This is a genomic window from Streptomyces sp. NPDC007875 (assembly GCF_042868035.1).
Lineage (GTDB): Bacteria > Actinomycetota > Actinomycetes > Streptomycetales > Streptomycetaceae > Streptomyces > Streptomyces antimycoticus.
The window spans coordinates 1-17,829 of sequence record NZ_JBIADZ010000065.1 but is presented as its reverse complement, the minus strand read 5'-3'; the positions used below and the strand labels follow the sequence as shown (position 1 = coordinate 17,829).

The following is a 17,829-nucleotide window of genomic DNA, read 5'->3' as shown; positions in this document are numbered from 1 at the left end:
CCCCGCACACCCCGCGACTCACCATTCCACCCGACCAGCACCCGCTCCCGCTCCACCGCGGACAGCAACTCCACATCACCGATGCGGCGGTCGGGGTCCTCAGCGAGCGCGCTCAGAACACGGACGAAACGCTCCGTGATGCTCTGCGCCGTGGCCCGGTCGAACAGATCCGTGCTGAAGTCCAACGCCCCCTCCAGCACCACACCCCCGTCCGCCTCACCACGACGCTCCGCAAGCCGGAACGACAGATCGAACTTCGCCGCACCCACCGCCACCGGCTCACCCGCCACCGACAAACCCGGCAACGAAGCAACAGCCGACGCCCCGCCCTGCTCCGTGTTGTTCAACGTCAACATCGTCTGGAACAGGGGATGCCGCGACAGCGACCGCTCAGGATTGACCACCTCCACCAACCGCTCGAACGGCAGATCCTGATAGGCATACGTCTCAAGGTCCTTACCGCGGACGCGGTCGAGCAGTTCGGCGAATGTGGGATCGCCCGAGGTGTCCGTTCGGAGCACCAGGGTGTTCACGAAGAAGCCGACCAGGTCGTCCAGCGCGTCATCCGTGCGTCCGGCGATGGCTGTGCCCAGCGGGATGTCCGTGCCCGCGCCCAGCCGCGTCAGCAGCGTCGACAGCGCCGTCTGCACCACCATGAAGAGGCTGGCCCGACGCTCGCGGGCGACCCGCGTCAGCCCTTCGTAAAGGCCGGACGGTATCTCGAAGGTGATCCGGTCGCCCTCGTACGAGGAAGTCGCCGGCCGCGGCCGGTCGAAGGGCAGCGACAGCTCCTCCGGGAGGTCCGCCAACGCCTCCTTCCAGTAGGCCAGCTGCCGGTTGATCTCGCTGTCGGCGTCGTCCTCCGCACCCAGCATCTCGCGCTGCCAGATGCTGTAGTCCGCGTACTGCACCGGCAGCGGCTCCCACCCAGGAGCGTCACCGGTGGTGACACGGGTCGCGTACGCCGCCGTCAGATCACGGGCCAGCGGGCCCATCGACCAGGCGTCACTCGCGATGTGGTGCGCCACGAGCAGCAGCACCTGCTCGTCATCGCCGAGCTGGAACAGCCAGGCGCGCAACGGCAGGTCGTTCGTGAGGTCGAAGGCAGTCCGTATCGCGTGGCTCAGTGTTTCGTGGATCGCTTCGCTGTGGGTCGCGGCCACCGTCAGTTCTACTTCCGCGGTGTCCAGGACCGTTTGGTACGGGCCGTCGGCGTCCTCGGCGAACAGGGTGCGCAGGCTCTCATGCCGAGCCACCACATCATCCAGCGCCGACCGCAACGCACCCTCATCCAGAACGCCCTTCAGCCGCAACGCCACCGGAATGTTGTACGTCGCGCTGGGACCCTCGAACTGGTGCAGGAACCACAGGCGCTGCTGCGCCAGCGACAACGGCAACCGCGCCGGACGCGGCACCACCGCCCGCACCGCAGACCGCACCACCGCCGACGCATCCAAGACAGCCGCAAGCTCGGCAACGGTCGGCGCCTCGAAGACGCGGCGGACGGCCAGTTCGGTGTCCAGAACGGTACGAATCCGGCTGACCAGCTTGGTCGCGAGCAGGGAGTGGCCGCCGAGGTGGAAGAAGTCGTCATCGATCGTGACGGTCTCCACGCCCAGGACCTCGGCGAACAGACCGCACAGGATCTCCTCGCGCGGCGAGCGCGCAGCACGGCCTCCTGTGCCCTCCGGGCCGTAGTCGGGCGCGGGCAGGGCACGGCGGTTCAGCTTGCCGTTCGCCGTCAGCGGGAAGGCATCAAGGGTGACGAACGCGGACGGCACCATATAGCCAGGCAACTGGGCCGCGACGTGTTCGCGCACGTCAGCGCTGATCACGCCAGTGTCCGCCGTCTCCGGGACGACATAGGCCACAAGGCGCTTGTCACCGGGCCGGTCCTCACGCACCAGGACAGCGGCCTGCCCGACCTGGTCGTGCCCGGCCAGCACCGCCTCGATCTCGCCCAGCTCGATCCGGAAACCGCGCAGCTTGACCTGGTCATCGACCCGCGACAGATACTCCAGCTCACCATCGGCGGTCCACCGCGCCACATCACCGGTGCGATACATCCGCCCACCCGCCGAACCACCGAACGGGTCGGCGACGAAGCGTTCCGAGGTCAGGGCGGAACGCCCGTGATAGCCCCGCACCACACCCGCTCCGGCGATGTACAGCTCACCCGGCACGCCGACCGGCACCGGTCGCAACCCCGCGTCCAGCACATACACCCGGGTATTGGCGATCGGCCGCCCGATGCGCGGCGCACCCGCCGCCTCCGATGTGACCGGCCACGCCGTCGACCAGATCGTGGTCTCCGTCGGACCGTACAGATTGGTCACCGACTCAGCCCGACCGGCCAGCGCCACCGCCAGGTCAGCGGGCAACGCCTCGCCACCCACCAGCACCCGCACACCGCTCAACACGGCCGGGTCCTCGGCCAGCACCGCCCGCCACAGACTCGGCGTCGCCTGCATCACCGACACCCGCTCGGCCGACACCAGCGCGCACAACGCCGCGGGGTCGCGCACCACATCCCGCTCGACCACCACCACCGCAGCGCCGGACAGCAGGGGCACGAACAACTCCAGCCCCGCGATGTCGAAGCCCACCGTGGTCACCGCCAGCAAACGGTCCTCGCCCGCGAGCTGGAACCGCCCGGCCATCGACACCAGGAAATTCACCAACGGCCCCTGCGGCACCACCACACCCTTAGGCCGCCCGGTCGACCCCGACGTATAGATCACATACGCGGAAGTGCCAGGAGCCGTGGCCGACCGCTCCGCAGTCCCTACCCGGGCAAGCTGCTCCACGACCGGAGGCGCATCCAGCAGCACACAGGGCACATCCACATCCGGCAGCACACCGGTCAGCTCACCCGTGGTGAGGACGAGGGCCGGTGCGGCGTCCTGCAGCATGTACGCCAGCCGGTCGGCCGGGTACTCGGTGTCCAGCGGAAGATACGCCGCCCCCGCCTTCCACACCGCCAGCAACGCCACCACGAGATCCACCGACCTCGGCAACGCCACCGCAACAAAACACTCCGGACCCACCCCACGATCGACCAGCAACCGCGCCAAACGCCCAGCACGAGCATCCAACTCGCGATACGACAGCGACCCACCCCCCGCGACCACCGCCACCGCATCCGGCGTCCGCGCCACCCGCTCCTCGAACAACTCCACCACCGAACGACCCGGCACCTCACACGCCGTGTCATTCCAATCCCACAGCACCGACCGCGCCTCGGCCTCGTCCAGCACATCGACACGGGACACAGGGGCGGTCGGCTCGGCCACGGCCTCGGTCAGGAGCCGGAGGAGTCGCTCGGTGAGCGTATGGGCCGTCATGCGGTCGAACAGGTCGGTGCTGAACTCCAGGACACCGTTGAGCGCACGCACCTGCCCGTCCGCGCCATGGCTCTCGGTGAAGCCGAAGGCGAGGTCGAACTTGGCCACTGACGTCTCGACCTGCTGTCGGTCGGCGGTGAGCCCCGGAAGGCCGTCCAGCGAGTCCAATGCCCCCTGGTAGTCCGTGTTGTTGAGGGTCAGCATCACCTGGAAGAGCGGGTGGCGGGCGAGCGAACGCTCCGGGTTGAGCACCTCGACCAGCCGCTCGAAGGGCAGGTCCTGATGGGCGTAGGCACTGAGGTTCGTCTCACGGACACGGTGGAGGAGTGCGGTGAAGCTCGGATTCCCCGAGGTGTCCGTGCGCAGCACCAGTGTGTTCAGGAAGACGCCGACCAGGTCGTCGAGCGAGGTGTCGGTACGGCCGGCGATCGGTGTGCCGATGGCGATATCCGTGCCCGCGCCCAGCCGCGTGAGGAGGGCGGCCAGGGCTGCCTGAAGCACCATGAAGGGGCTGGCCTGCGCCTCCCCGGCCACCTCGCTGATCCGCGCGTACAGCTCCGGGGAGACCTGGAAGGGGACGCGGTCTCCGCGGTAGGTGGCGACGGACGGCCGCGGACGGTCGTACGGCAGCTCCATCTGATCGGGAAGGCCCGCCAGCGCGGAGGTCCAGTAGCCGAGCTGCCGCGAGATCTCACTGTCCGGGTCGGACTCGTCGCCGAGGACATCGCGCTGCCAGAGGCTGTAGTCGGCGTACTGGACCGGCAGTGGCTCACGCACGGGAGCCTCGCCGGTGGTGACACGGGCCGCGTACGCCGCCGCCACGTCACGCGCCAGCGGGGCGCGCGACCACGCGTCGCTGACAATGTGGTGGGTCAGGGCGAGCAGCACATATTCGTCCTCCGCGACCGCGAACAGAACGGCCCGGAACGGGGTTTCGGCCGCGAGGTCGAAGGGACGGGCCGCCGCGGCGGCCAGGTCCTCGTCCAGCCGCCACTCGTCGGTCTCCACCACCGGAAGCTCCGTACGGACCTCGTCGGCGGGCAGGACGATCTGCCGGGAACCGTCGGCGTCCTCGGTGAAGACGGTGCGCAGGCTCTCGTGGCGGGCGACCACATCGCCCAGGGCCAGCCGCAACGCCTCCCGGTCCAGGTGACCGGTCAGCCGCAGCGCGACCGGGGCGTTGTACGTGGCGCTGGGGCCCTCGAACTGGTTGAGGAACCACAGCCGCTGCTGGGCATACGACAACGGGATCCGCTCCGGGCGCGGATCGGCCACGGTCACGCGGCGGCGCACACCATCCGTGGCGAGAGCGGTGGAGATACCCGCGACCGTGGGCGTCTCGAAGAGCTGCCGGATGGGCAGCTCCGCGTCCATGACGCTACGGATCCGGCTGACCAGCCGCGTGGCCAGCAGGGAGTGGCCGCCGAGACGGAAGAAGTCGTCATCGATGGTGACCGACTCCACGCCCAGCACCTCGGCGAACAGACCACACAGGATCTCCTCGCGCGGCGAACGCGGCACCCGGCCGGTGGCGGTCTGCGAACCGTAGTCGGGCGCGGGCAGCGCACGCCGGTCCAGCTTCCCGTTCGGCGTCAGCGGTAGCGCGGAGAGGGTGACAAACGCCGAAGGCACCATGTAGTCCGGCAGCAACCCGGCGGCGTGCTCCCGCAGGGCCGCATCGGAAACGTGGGAATCCGCCACCACATAGGCGACCAGCCGCTGGTCGCCGGCCCGGTCCTCCCGCACGATCACCGCGGCCTGAGCCACCTCGGGATGACCACGCAGCACGGCCTGGATCTCCCCCAGCTCAATGCGGAAGCCCCGCACCTTGACCTGGTCATCCACCCGGCCCACGTACACCAGCTGGCCATCGGCGTTCCAGCGCGCCACATCACCCGTGCGATACATCCGCGCGCCCACAGGGCCGTAAGGATCGGCGGTAAAGCGCTCGGCGGTCAGATCCGCACGCCCCAAGTAGCCGCGCGCCAACACCACTCCCGCGATGTACAGCTCACCCGCCACTCCCGGTGGCACCGGACGCAGCCCCGCGTCCAGCACATACGCCCGCGTGTTCCAGAACGGCCGCCCGATCGGCACCGCACCACCGGCAACCACCTGCCCCGGTTCGATCCGGAAGTCGGTGCAGTTGACCGTCGCCTCCGTCGGACCATACGCATTGACCACCGCCACACCCGGATGCACGGCCCGCCACGACGCCAGCGCCTCCCCGACCAGCGCCTCACCACCGGTGATCAACGTCCCCGACGGCGACACCTCCTCGGGCAGCTCTTCCAACAGCCCCAGGTGGGAGGGGGTGACCTTCATAAACGACGGCTGACCGAGACCGGCCACCCGCTCATCGAGATCCGCCAGCACCACCCGGCCACCACTCACCAGCGGGGTGTACAACGCCGTCACCGTCAGGTCGAACGCCACCGACGAATGCAGCAACGCCGCACCCGACGCATCCGGATACATCTCCCGCGCCCGCTCCAGATACGCGCCCACCGAACGATGCTCGACCACCACACCCTTAGGACGCCCCGTCGAACCCGACGTATAGATCACATACGCCGGATGCGACAGCTCCCGCACCTCTTCCACCGGGTCATCCGCGTAGGCATCGGCCGCCGCGAGATCCGTGGCCTCATCGATCACCAGCACTGGCCGCGCATCGCCCAGGATGTGGGCCTTGCGCTCCGCCGGATACTCCGGATCCACCGGCACATACGCGCCACCCGCCTTCACCACCCCCAGCAGCGCCACCACCAACTCCACCGACCGCGGCAACACCACACCCACAAACCGCCCGGCCCCGACCCCTTGCCCCGCCAACCACCGAGCCACCCGGTTCGACCACGCGTCCAACTCCGCGTACGACAGCTCACGTCCGTCACACACCACCGCCACCGCATCCGGCGTCCGCGCCACCTGCTCCGCGAACAGCACGGGCAACGAAACACCCCGCACATCCCGCGACTCGCCATTCCACTCGACCAGCACCCGGTCCCGCTCCGCCGCGGACAGCAGCTCCACCTCGCCGATCCGGCGGTCGGGGTCCTCGGCGAGCTCGGTCAGGACACGCACGAAACGCTCCGCGATGCGCTCAGCCGTGGCCCGGTCGAACATGTCGGTGCTGAAGTCCAGAGCCCCCTCCAGCACCACACCCCCGTCCCCACCATCACCCCGCCGCTCACCCAGCCGGAAGGACAGGTCGACCTTGGCCCCGCCCACGGCCACCGGCTCGTTCGCCACGGTCAGACCCGGCAGCGAGGCCACCGCGGTCTCCGCGCCCTGCTCGGTGTTGTTCAGTGTGAGCATCGTCTGGAAGAGCGGATGCCGAGACAGCGAACGCTCAGGATTGACCACCTCGACCAGCCGCTCGAAGGGCAGGTCCTGGTACGCGTACGCCTCCAGATCCCGCGCCCGCACCCGTTCGATCAGCTCCGTGAACGTCGGGTCACCGGAGGTGTCCGTCCGCAGCACCAGCGTGTTCACGAAGAAGCCGACCAGGTCGTCCAGCGCGTCATCGGTGCGGCCGGCCACGGGGGTGCCGAGGGGGATGTCCGTCCCCGCGCCCAGGCGCGTGAGCAGCGTGGACAGCGCCGCCTGCACCACCATGAACAGGCTGGCCCGGCGCTCACGGGCGATCCGCGTCAGCTTCTCGCGCAGTTCCGGAGCGAGGTCGAGGGTGACGGAGTCGCCCTGGTAGGTGGCGGCCGCCGGACGGGGGCGGTCGAACGGCAGCGGCAGCTCTTCCGGAAGGTCGGCCAACGCGGCCTTCCAATAGGACAGTTGGCGGGTGATCTCACTGTCGGGGTCGTCCTCGGCGCCGAGCACCTCGCGCTGCCATATGCTGTAGTCCGCGTACTGGACCGGCAGCGGCTCCCAGCCGGGAGCCCCGCCGGAGCCGACCCGCGCCGCGTACGCACCGGTCAGATCGCGAGCCAGCGGGCCCATCGACCATGCGTCGCTCGCGATGTGATGCGCGACGACCAGCAGTACGTACGCGTCGTCGCCCAGCTCGAACAGCCAAACCCGCAGCGGTCCTTCCGAGCGAAGGTCGAAGGCGTGGCGGGCCGCGCCGAGGAGTTCGGTGCGCAGCCGGGTCTCGTCGGTCCGTACCACGGTGAGCCCGACCGGTTCAGCGTCCCGGACCACCTGGTACGGGCCGTCGGCGTCCTCGGCGAACAGCGTGCGCACGCTCTCGTGCCGTGCCACCACATCGCCCAGGGCCAGCCGCAACGCGCGCTCGTCCAGCTCACCGCTGAGCCGCAGCGCCACCGGAATGTTGTACGTGGCACTCGGCCCCTCGAACTGATGGAGGAACCACAACCGCTGCTGGGCCAGCGACAGCGGCAGCCGCGCCGGGCGCGGCTCCACCGCCCGGAGCGGCGAGCGCACCGCGGCGGACGCGTCCAGCACGGTCGCGAGCTCGGCGACGGTGGGGGCCTCGAAGACCCGCCGCACCGCCAGTTCGACGTCCAGGACCGAGCGGATCCGGCTGACCAGCTTCGTGGCCAGCAGCGAATGGCCGCCGAGGCCGAAGAAGTCGTCGTCGATGGTGACCGACTCCAGGCCCAGCACCTCGGCGAAGAGACCGCACAGGATCTCCTCGCGCGGCGAGCGCGGGGCCCGGCCGCCCGTCGAGCCCGGTCCGTAGTCGGGCGCGGGCAGGGCGCGCCGGTCCAGCTTGCCGTTCGGCGTCAGCGGGAAGGCGTCCAGCGTCGTGAACGCGGAGGGCACCATGTAGTCGGGGAGCCGCGCGGCCATATGCCGGCGCAGATCGGCGCCGCTCGGCACGCCACCATCCGCCGCCGGGACGAGATAGGCGACCAGCCGCTTGTCGCCGGGCCGGTCCTCGCGCACGAGGACGGCGGCCTGGGCCACGCCGTCATGCCCGGCCAGCACCGTCTCGATCTCGCCCAGCTCGATCCGGAAGCCACGCAGCTTGACCTGGTCGTCGACCCGGGACAGATACTCCAGCTCGCCCTCGGCCGTCCACCGCACCAGGTCACCCGTGCGATACATCCGGCCACCGCCGGTGCGGTCGAACGGATCGGCGACGAACCGCTCGGACGTCAGCCCCGATCGCCCGTGATATCCACGGACCACACCCTGACCCGCGATATACAGCTCACCCGGCACCCCGGCCGGCACCGGTCGCAACCCCGCGTCCAGCACATACACCCGGGTATTGGCGATCGGCCGCCCGATGCGCGGCGCACCCGCCGCCTCCGATGTGACCGGCCACGCCGTCGACCAGATCGTGGTCTCCGTCGGGCCATACATGTTCGTCACCGACTCGGCCCGCTCGGCCAACGCCACCGCCAGATCGGCGGGCAACGCCTCGCCGCCCACCAACACCCGCACACCCGTCAGCACCGATGCGTCCTCGGCCAGCACCGCCCGCCACAGACTCGGCGTCGCCTGCATCACCGACACCCGCTCGGCCGACACCAGCGCGCACAACGCCGCGGGGTCGCGCACCACATCCCGCTCGACCACCACCACCGCAGCGCCGGACAGCAGGGGCACGAACAACTCCAGCCCCGCGATGTCGAAGCCCACCGTGGTCACCGCCAGCAAACGGTCCCCGCCGGAAAGCCCGAACCGCCCGGCCATCGACACCGCAAAGTTCGCCAACGGCCCCTGCGGCACCACCACACCCTTAGGCCGCCCCGTCGACCCCGACGTATAGATCACATACGCCGCATGCGACAGCGTCCGAGAAGCGATCCGCCCCTCCCCCGCCGTCCGGGAAAGCTCCTCGGCGGTCTCGGGCGCATCCAGCAGCACACGCGGAACACCCACATCCGGCAGCACACCGGTCAGCTCACCCGTGGTGAGGACGAGAGCCGGTGCGGCGTCCTGCAGCATGTACGCCAGCCGGTCGGCCGGGTACTCGGTGTCCAGCGGAAGATACGCCGCCCCCGCCTTCCACACCGCCAGCAACGCCACCACGAGATCCACCGACCTCGGCAACGCCACCGCAACAAAACACTCCGGACCCACCCCACGATCGACCAGCAACCGCGCCAAACGCCCAGCACGAGCATCCAACTCGCGATACGACAGCGACCCACCCCCCGCGACCACCGCCACCGCATCCGGCGTCCGCGCCACCCGCTCCTCGAACAACTCCACCACCGAACGACCCGGCACCTCACACGCCGTGTCATTCCAATCCCACAGCACCGACCGCGCCTCGGCCTCGTCCAGCACATCGATGCGGCCGACAGGCAGCTCGGGCTCGGCGACGAGGGCGTGCAGGATCCGCACAAAGCGGTCCAGGATGCGCTGGGCGACGGTTTCGTCGAAGATATCGGGCCGGTAGTTGAGCCTGAACAGCATGGTGTCGCGTGCGGACCCGACCAGCATCAGCGGGTAGTGGGTGGCTTCGCGGTCCTTGGCGGGGACGAGTCGGACGGCAGCGGCGATGCCCTCGTCGGCGGTGGTGGCGCGGTCGACGGGATAGTTCTGGAACACCATGGAGGTGTCGAAGAGCTCGCCATGGCCCACCACGCGCTGGATCTCGGCGAGTTCGAGGTGCTGGTGCGGGGTGAGGCGGGTCTGCTCGCCCTGGACACGGGTGAGGAGTTCGGCGAACGGTTCGGCGGCTCGCAGCCGGATCCGGGTGGGCAGGGTGTTGATGAAGAGGCCCACCATCCGTTCGACGCCGTCGATCTGCGGCGGGCGCCCGGAGACGGTGGTGCCGAAGACGATGTCGTCGCGTCCGGTGTGCCGGCCGAGGGTGATCGCCCAGGCGGTCTGTACGACGGTGTTGAGGGTGACGCCGCGGCTGCGGGCGATCTCGGTGAGGGCGGCGGTGTCGGACCGGGAGAAGGAGGCGAGGACCTCGGCGGACGCGACCGTGGTGCGGGCGATTCCGGGCGCCATCGGGCTGGGTTCGGCGAGGTCGGCGAATGCCTCGTGCCAGGCGGTGCGGGCCGCCTCGCGGTCCTGTGCCGCCAGCCAGCCGAGGTAGTCGCGGTAGGGGCGTACGCGGGGCATGGCGCCGTCGTCGCCGTGGGCGTCGTAGAGCGCACACAGTTCGCCCATGAGGACGGGCAGCGACCAGCCGTCCAGCACCAGGTGGTGGTTGGTCAGCACCAGGCGGTGGAGCGAGGCGCCGAGCCGCAGGAGCGTGAAGCGCAGCAGCGGGGGCCGGGTCACGTCGATCCGGGTACTCCGGTCGGCGGCCATCGCCTCGGCCGCGGCCGCGGTCCGCTCGTCCTCGGGCAGCGCGGTCAGGTCGGTCTCGGTCCAGGGCAGCGGCACGGTGCGCATCACCACTTGCGCCCAGTCGCCGTTCTTGCGCTGGCGGAAGGCGGCGCGCAGGGTGGCGTGGCGGGCCAGAAGGGCCTCGGCGGCGGTGCGCAGGGTGGCGGTGTCCAGCGGGCCCTCGATGTCGAAGGCCGCCTGGACGACGTAGGGGTCGAGTTCGCCCTGGTCGTAAACGCTGTGGAAGAGCAGGCCCTCGTGGAGCGGGGCCAGCGGCAGGATGTCCTCGATCTTCCGCGGGGTGCGACTCACTTTCGGGCCTCTTCTTCGTCTTCAGGAGCGTGTACGTCGTCGTATGCGGCCGGCTCTTCGTCGTCCGGCATGTCGTCGAAAAGGTCGCCGAGGTCGTCCTCGAACGCCTCGATCTCGTCCTGGGTGATCGAGGACAGGGAGACGTCGGAGGGGGTGAGCCCGCCCGCTTCGGGATTCTCGGCGTGGGCCACGAGAGCTTGGAGTGCCCGGAACCACAGGTCGGCCAGTTCACGGACCTCGTCCTCGTCGAGGATCCCCCCGGCCCAGCTCCAGTACGCGACGAGCTGCGATCCCTGGGGTCCGTCGTGGGTACGGGCGTTGAGTTCCAGGGCGTGGGCGAGTGGCAGGTGCGGCGGGTCGCCGGCGACGCCGTCGATGCCGATGAGCGGGGTCCAGTCGGCGTTCTGGCCGGCGGCCGCGGTGGAGAAGCGCCCCAGGTAGTTGAAGGCGACCTGAGGATCCCGCAGCCCGGCGAACTCCTCGGCCGTGGCGGGGTTGAGGTGGCGGACGAGGCCGTAGCCCATGCCCTTGTCCGGCACCGCCCTGAGCTGTTCCTTGATGCGTTTGAGGATGTCTCCGGCGCTGCGCCCGCCCGCGAACGCCTCGGCGAGGTCGGCGGCGCCCGTCTCCAGGCGCACGGGGTAGAGGTTGGTGAACCAACCGACCGTGCGGGACAGGTCGGCGCCGCGCACGAGGTGTTCCTCGCGGCCGTGACCCTCCAGGTCGAGGAGGAGGCCGGTGTCCCCGCGCCACTGTTCCCACGCCAGGGTGAACGCGGTCAGCAGAACGTCATTGGCCTCGGCGTTGAACGCGGCGGGCACTCGGGTCAGCACGGCTTCGGTGACGTTCACCGGCAGGGTGACGCTGATCCGGCAGGCGGCCGCGGTCGTGTCCCGGGCGGGGTCCAGCGCCCGGCGGCCGAGCCCGCGGTCCTCCTTGCGGAGCGTTTCCTGCCACCAGGCCGCATCGGCGACCCAGGTCGGTGCCGCCGCTTCCTCGGTCAGCCGCTGGGCCCAGCGGCGCAGCGAGGTGCCCACGGGCTGGAGTTCGGGGGTGCGGCCGGCGGCGACGGCCTCGTGGGCCTCGGCGAGGTCGGGCACCAGGATGCGCCAGGACACGCCGTCGACGACCAGGTGGTGGACGAGGAGGAGCAGGAGGCCCGGCGTGTCCGCGCCACGGTCGAACCACACGGCCTGTACGACCGTGCCCCGGTCCAGGTCGAGCCGGTCCCTGGCGCTCTCGCCCTCCGCCCGTACCAGTGCGCCGAGTGCGGGCTCGTCGAGCTGCCGGCCGTTCTGCCCGTCGACCGTCACCCGGCGCACCAGGGGCGCGGCGTCGACCGTGCCGGGTTCCCGTATCTCCATGCGGCGTTCGGGGCCGGCGGTGAGCCGGGCCCGCAGGACGTCGTGGTGGTCGAGGAGCGCCTGGAGGGCCTGGGTGAGGGTGTCGAGGCGCAGCGTCGCGGGGGTCTGGAGGACGACGGACATGTTGAACCCGTCCAGGTCCTCGCCGCGCCGCAGCAGCCAGTGCGCGATCGGGGTGAGGGGCACCTCGCCGATGCCGGCGCCCGGCTCCTCCGCGACGGCTCCCTCCACCTCCGTGACGACGTCGGCGAGCGCGGCCACGGTGCGGTGCTCGAAGATGTCGCGGACCGACAGTTCGAGTCCGGCGCGCCGCGCCCGGCCGACCATCTGGATGGACATGATGCTGTCGCCGCCGAGGTCGAAGAAGCCCTCGTCGATACCGACCCCGTCCAGCCCCAGCACCTCGGCGAACAGCCCGCACAGCGTCTTCTCCCGCTCGGTGCGCGGGCCCCGGCCCGTGCCGTCGCGGTCGGTGGCGGGGGCGGGGAGCGCGCGCCGGTCGAGCTTTCCGTTGGCGGTGAGGGGCAGTTCGGACAGGACCGTCACGGCCGACGGGACCATGTAGTGCGGCAGGTGCTGTTCGAGGTGGGTGCGGAGGGTGGGTACGAGGTCGGCTTCGTCGTGGGCGCCTTCCGGTACGACGTAGGCGACCAGCCGGGTCGTCCCGGGGGTGTCCTCGCGGGTGACGACGACCGCCGTGTCGACGCTCGGATGGTCGCCGAGCACGGCCTCGACCTCGCCGGGTTCGACGCGGAAACCGCCGATCTTCACCTGGTCGTCGACGCGGCCCAGGAACTCCAGTTGCCCCAGGCGGTTCCAGCACACGATGTCACCGGTCCGGTACATACGGGAGCCGGGGGCGCCGAACGGAGTGGCGACGAAGCGTTCCGCGGTGCGGCCGGGCCGGTTCAGGTAGCCACGGGCGATCTGGGCGCCGCCGATGTAGAGCTCCCCGCGCACACCGGGCGGCACCGGCCGCAGGTGTGCGTCGAGCACGTGGACCTGGGCGTTCCACAGTGGCTGGCCGATGGACGCGGACGAGGGCCACTCGTCGGTGTCCTCGGGGAGCGTGGTGGAGGTGGCCGCGTGGGTCTCGGCCGGGCCGTAGATGTTGTGCGCCATGTGGCGCCAGTCGCCGGCGCAGAACCGGCGGAGCTCGCCGCTGAGCCGGAACTGCTCGCCGCCTTGGAAGATGTCGGTGAGCGAGTCCAGTGGTTCGCCGCGGTCCTCGGCGGCCGCGAGCACCGCGTCGATCATCAATGTGGGCGCGAACAGTTCATTGACACCGTGGCGGGCGATCCAGTCGACCAGTTCGTAGGCGTCGCGCCGGACGTGTTCCTCGGGCAGGACGAGTGTTTTGCCCGCCACCAGTGCCTGGAGGATCTCCTGTACCGCGAAGTCGAAGGCGACGGCGAGGAACTGGGCGGTGCGGGTGCCGACGCCGCCGCTGTAGGTGTCGGTGTGCCAGGCGAGGAGGTTCATCAGCGATGCCATCGGCATCACCACACCCTTGGGGGCCCCGGTGGAGCCCGAGGTGTAGACGATGTACGCCGGATGGCGCGGGTCGAGCGGGCGTGCGCGGTCGTCGTCCGTGAGATCGGTGTCCGGGGCATCGGCGAGCGCCCGTACGGTCGCCGGGTCGTCCAGGACGAGGCAGCGGGCCGGTCCGGTGCCCAGGAGGGGGCGGGTGGCGACGTCGGTGATCAGGGCGCGGGGCGCGCAGTCGTCGGCAATGGCGCGCAGCCGCTGCTCGGGGGCCGAGGTGTCGAGGGTGAGGTAGGCGGCGCCCGTCTTGAGGACGGCGACCAGGGAGACGATCATCTCCGCCGACCGGGGCAGGGCGATGGCCACGATGTCCTCGCCGCCGATGCCCTCGGCGGCCATGAGCCGGGCCAGCCGGTTGGCCCGGGCGTTGAGCTCCTCGTAGGACAGGGTGGTGTCCTCGGAGATCAGCGCGGTGGCATGAGGCACCTGGGCGGTCTGCCGCTCGAACAGTACGGGCACGGTGTGCGGCGGCACCTCGTGCGGGGTTCCGTTCCACTCATGCAGGATGTCCCGGGTTTCGGCGCGCGTCAGAATGTCGAGCCGCCCGATGGGGCGGTCCGGGTCGGCCACGGCACCTTCGAGTACCCGCAGCAGTCGCGCGGCGAGGCCGTCGGCGGTCTCCCGGTCGAAGAGGTCGGCGTTGTACTCGACTGACGCGTGCATGCCGGTCGGCTCGCCGGTGGGCCCGTAGGTCTGGTCGAAGAAGAACGCGAGGTCGAACTTGGCGCGTCCGGTCTCCGGGGCCCGTACGTCCATGGTCAGGCCCGGCAGCCTCAGCACTTCGAGGGCGTCCTGGTTGTTGTCGAAGCCGAGCAGCACCTGGAACAGGGGGTGGCGGGCGAGCGAGCGAACGGGGCTCAGTACCTCGACGAGCCGTTCGAACGGCAGGTCCTGATGTGCGTAGGCGCCGAGGTTCGTCTCGCGGACCCGGCCGACGAGTTGAGTGAAGGCGGGGTTGCCGGAGGTGTCGGTACGCAGCACCAGCGTGTTGACGAAGAATCCGACCAGGTCCTCCACGGCGGCGTCGGTGCGCCCCGCGATGGGGCTGCCGATCGGCACGTCGGTGCCGGCCCCGAGCCGGGTCAGCAGCGTCGCCAGGGCGGCCTGCACCACCATGAACAGGCTCGACCGGGTGTCGCGCGCCAGGTTCGCGAGACCCGCGTGAAGCTCCGCGGGGACCTCGAAGCCGACCCGCCCGCCCTGGTGGGACTGGCGCGGCGGCCGGGGCCGGTCGGTGGGCAGCTCCAGTTCCGCGGGGAGATCCGCGAGCGCCTGCTTCCAGTGGGCGAGTTGGCGTGAGATCTCGCTGTCGGGGTCGTCCTCGGCACCGAGCACCTGTCGCTGCCACAGGGTGTAGTCGGCGTACTGCACCGGCAGCGGCTCCCACCGCGGGGCCTCGCCCGTTTCGACGCGCGCCGTGTACGCGGAGGACAGATCGCGGGCCAGCGGGCCGAGCGACCAGCCGTCGCCCGCGATGTGGTGGAGCGCCAGGACGAGGACGCGCTCCCCGGCGTGCGTGGTGAACAGCCAGCCGCGGACCGGCAGTTCACGGGTGAGGTCGAACGGGTGGGAGGCCGCGGCCCGCACCCTGTCGTCCAGTTCCTCGGGGGTGACCGTCTCCTCGATCAGCTCCGGTCGCGCCTGCGGGGCGGGCAGGATGACCTGCCGCGCACCGGTCCCTTCCTCGGTCTCCTGCGCGAACAGCGTGCGCAGGCTCTCATGGCGCGCGACGACGTCACCCAGGGCCAGGCGCAGCGCGGTGCGGTCCAGGGTGCCGACGAGCCGCAGGGTGACCGGGATGTTGTAGGTGGCGCTGGGGCCCTCCAGGTTGTGCAGGAACCACAGCCGCTGCTGCGCGTACGACAGCGGAAGGCGAGGCGGGCGCGGGGCGGGGGTCACGGGAGGCCGGGCGCCGGACGCCTCGTCGAGCACCGCGGACAGGCCGGCGACGGTCGGGTTCTCGAAAAGCCGGCGAATCGAGATCTCCACGCCGAGCACCGAGCGTACGCGGCTGAGCATCCGTACGGCGGACAGGGAATGGCCGCCGCGGGCGAAGAAGTCGTCGTCGATGCCCACGGCGGGGACGCCCAGCAGCTCGGCGAAGAGAGTGCACAGGATCTGTTCCCGCGGGCTGCGCGGCGCACGGGACGGCTCGGTGCGCCGGTCGGGTACGGCGGCCTCATCCGGCCGCTCGGCGGGGGTCTCGACCAGCCGCAGCTCCCCGTCGTGGGACCAGCGGGCCACCCGGCCGGTGCGGTGCATCGCGCTGCCGTGGTCGAAGGGGCACGGGAGCGGCCGGTCGGCGTCGGCGGTATCGGTGCCGTCCCCGCCGCCCGGGGCCGGGCTCCGGTGCGCCACGTACAGCTGTCCGGGGACACCGGGAGCCACCGGGCGGAGAGTCTCGTCCAGTACGTAGGCCCGGGTGCCGCTCACCTCGTCGGGCAGTTCCACCTTTGACAGCACGGCGGCCACCCCCGGGCGCCGGATGTCGTTCCACTCCTCGAGGACGGCCGTCCGCTCGGCCGCGTCGAGTATCTCCGCCTCGAAGACCCGCCGGTCCGGTTCCCCCACCATGGCGGCCAGCAGCCGCAGGTAGCGCTCCCGGAGGGAGCGGGCCGTGCCCGGCTCGAAGAGTTCGGCGCTGAACTCCAGGTCGGCGGCGATTCCCGCGGGCCTGCCCGCGTCGTCGAACCGCTCGGTCAGCTCGAAGTTGAGGTCGAACTTGGTGTCCTCGATCGGCAGCCGCTCCAGCTCCACGGCGAGCCGCGGCAGCCGGGCGACCTCGGCGACCGTGGCCCGGGGGTCGGTGTGGTGGAGCGAGAGCGACACCTGGAAGAGGGGGTGCCGGGAGAGCGAGCGCTCCGGGTTGAGCACCTCGACCAGCCGCTCGAACGGCAGGTCCTGGTGTGCGTACGCCGCCAGGCTCCGCTCCCGGACCCGGTCGATCAGCTCGTTGAACGTCGGATCGCCCGAGGTGTCCGTGCGCAGCACCAGCGTATTGGCGAAGAACCCGACCAGTTCCTCGACCGCCGTGTCGGTACGCCCGGCGATCGGTGTGCCGATGGGGATGTCGGTGCCCGCGCCGAGCCGGGTCAGCAGCGCCGCGAGCCCCGCCTGCAACACCATGAACAGGCTGGAGCGGGTCTCACGGGCCAGCCCGTACAGCGCCTGATGGAGTTCGGCCGGGATGCGGAAGGAGTCCTGGCCACCGCGCTGCGTCAGCTCGTCGGTGCGCGCCCGGTCGGCGGGCAGCGCGAGCTCGTCCGGAATGCCGGCCAGCGCGGTGGTCCAGTAGGCGAGCTGGCGGGAGAGCTCGCTGCCGGGATCGTCCTCCCGTCCCAGGACCGCCCGCTGCCAGAGGCTGTAGTCGGCGTACTGCACCGGCAGCGGCTCCCACCGCGGGGCCTCGCCCGTTTCGACGCGCGCCGTGTACGCCGTCGCCACATCACGCGCCAGTGGCCGCATCGACCAGCCGTCGCCCGCGATGTGGTGCAGGAGCAGCAGCAGTACATGCTCGTCCGGCCCCAGCTCGAACAGGGTGACCCGCAGCGGTGGTTCATGGGCCAGATCGAAGACGTACCGGGCCTCGGCCATGAGCTCGGCCGCGAGCCGGGCCTCGTCCACCGTCCGCACGCCGGGATCGACCGCGGCGTGCGACGGTTCCAGGACGATCTGGGTGAAGCCCTCTTCATCCTCGGCGAAGACGGTGCGCAGGCTCTCGTGGCGGGCGACCACATCCTCCAGGGCCAGCCGCAGCGCCTCCCGGTCCAGTGGTCCGGTCAGCCTGAGCGCGCCGGGCGCGTTGTAGGCGGTGCTTCCGTCACCCAGCAGGTCCAGGAAGCGGAGGCGGGCTTGCGCGTACGAGACGGGGACGCGGGACGGGCGTGCGGTCGCGGTCAGGGCGGGGCGGGCGGCGGAGATGCCGAGGGACGTCCGGTCCAAGGTGGTGGAGATGCCGGCGACGGTGGGGGTCTCGAAGAGCTGCCGGATGGGCAGTTCGGCGTCCATGACGCTACGGATCCGGCTGACGAGCTTCGTCG

At 70.9% G+C, this 17,829-nt stretch carries 2 protein-coding genes; both read right to left on the bottom strand.

Going from position 1 to position 17,829, the window contains the following annotated elements; genetic code table 11:
• Window positions 1–10,880, bottom strand: a 10,880-nt coding sequence (locus ACFYOY_RS48335) for an amino acid adenylation domain-containing protein (protein WP_388594445.1), incomplete at its 3' end; no start/stop codon positions are given.
• Entirely contained in the window at window positions 10,877–17,797 is a 6,921-nt protein-coding gene (locus ACFYOY_RS48330; RefSeq protein WP_388594443.1) for an amino acid adenylation domain-containing protein, read from the bottom strand. The genes ACFYOY_RS48335 and ACFYOY_RS48330, both read right to left, overlap by 4 nt.
• Window positions 17,798–17,829 lie beyond the last annotated feature (32 nt).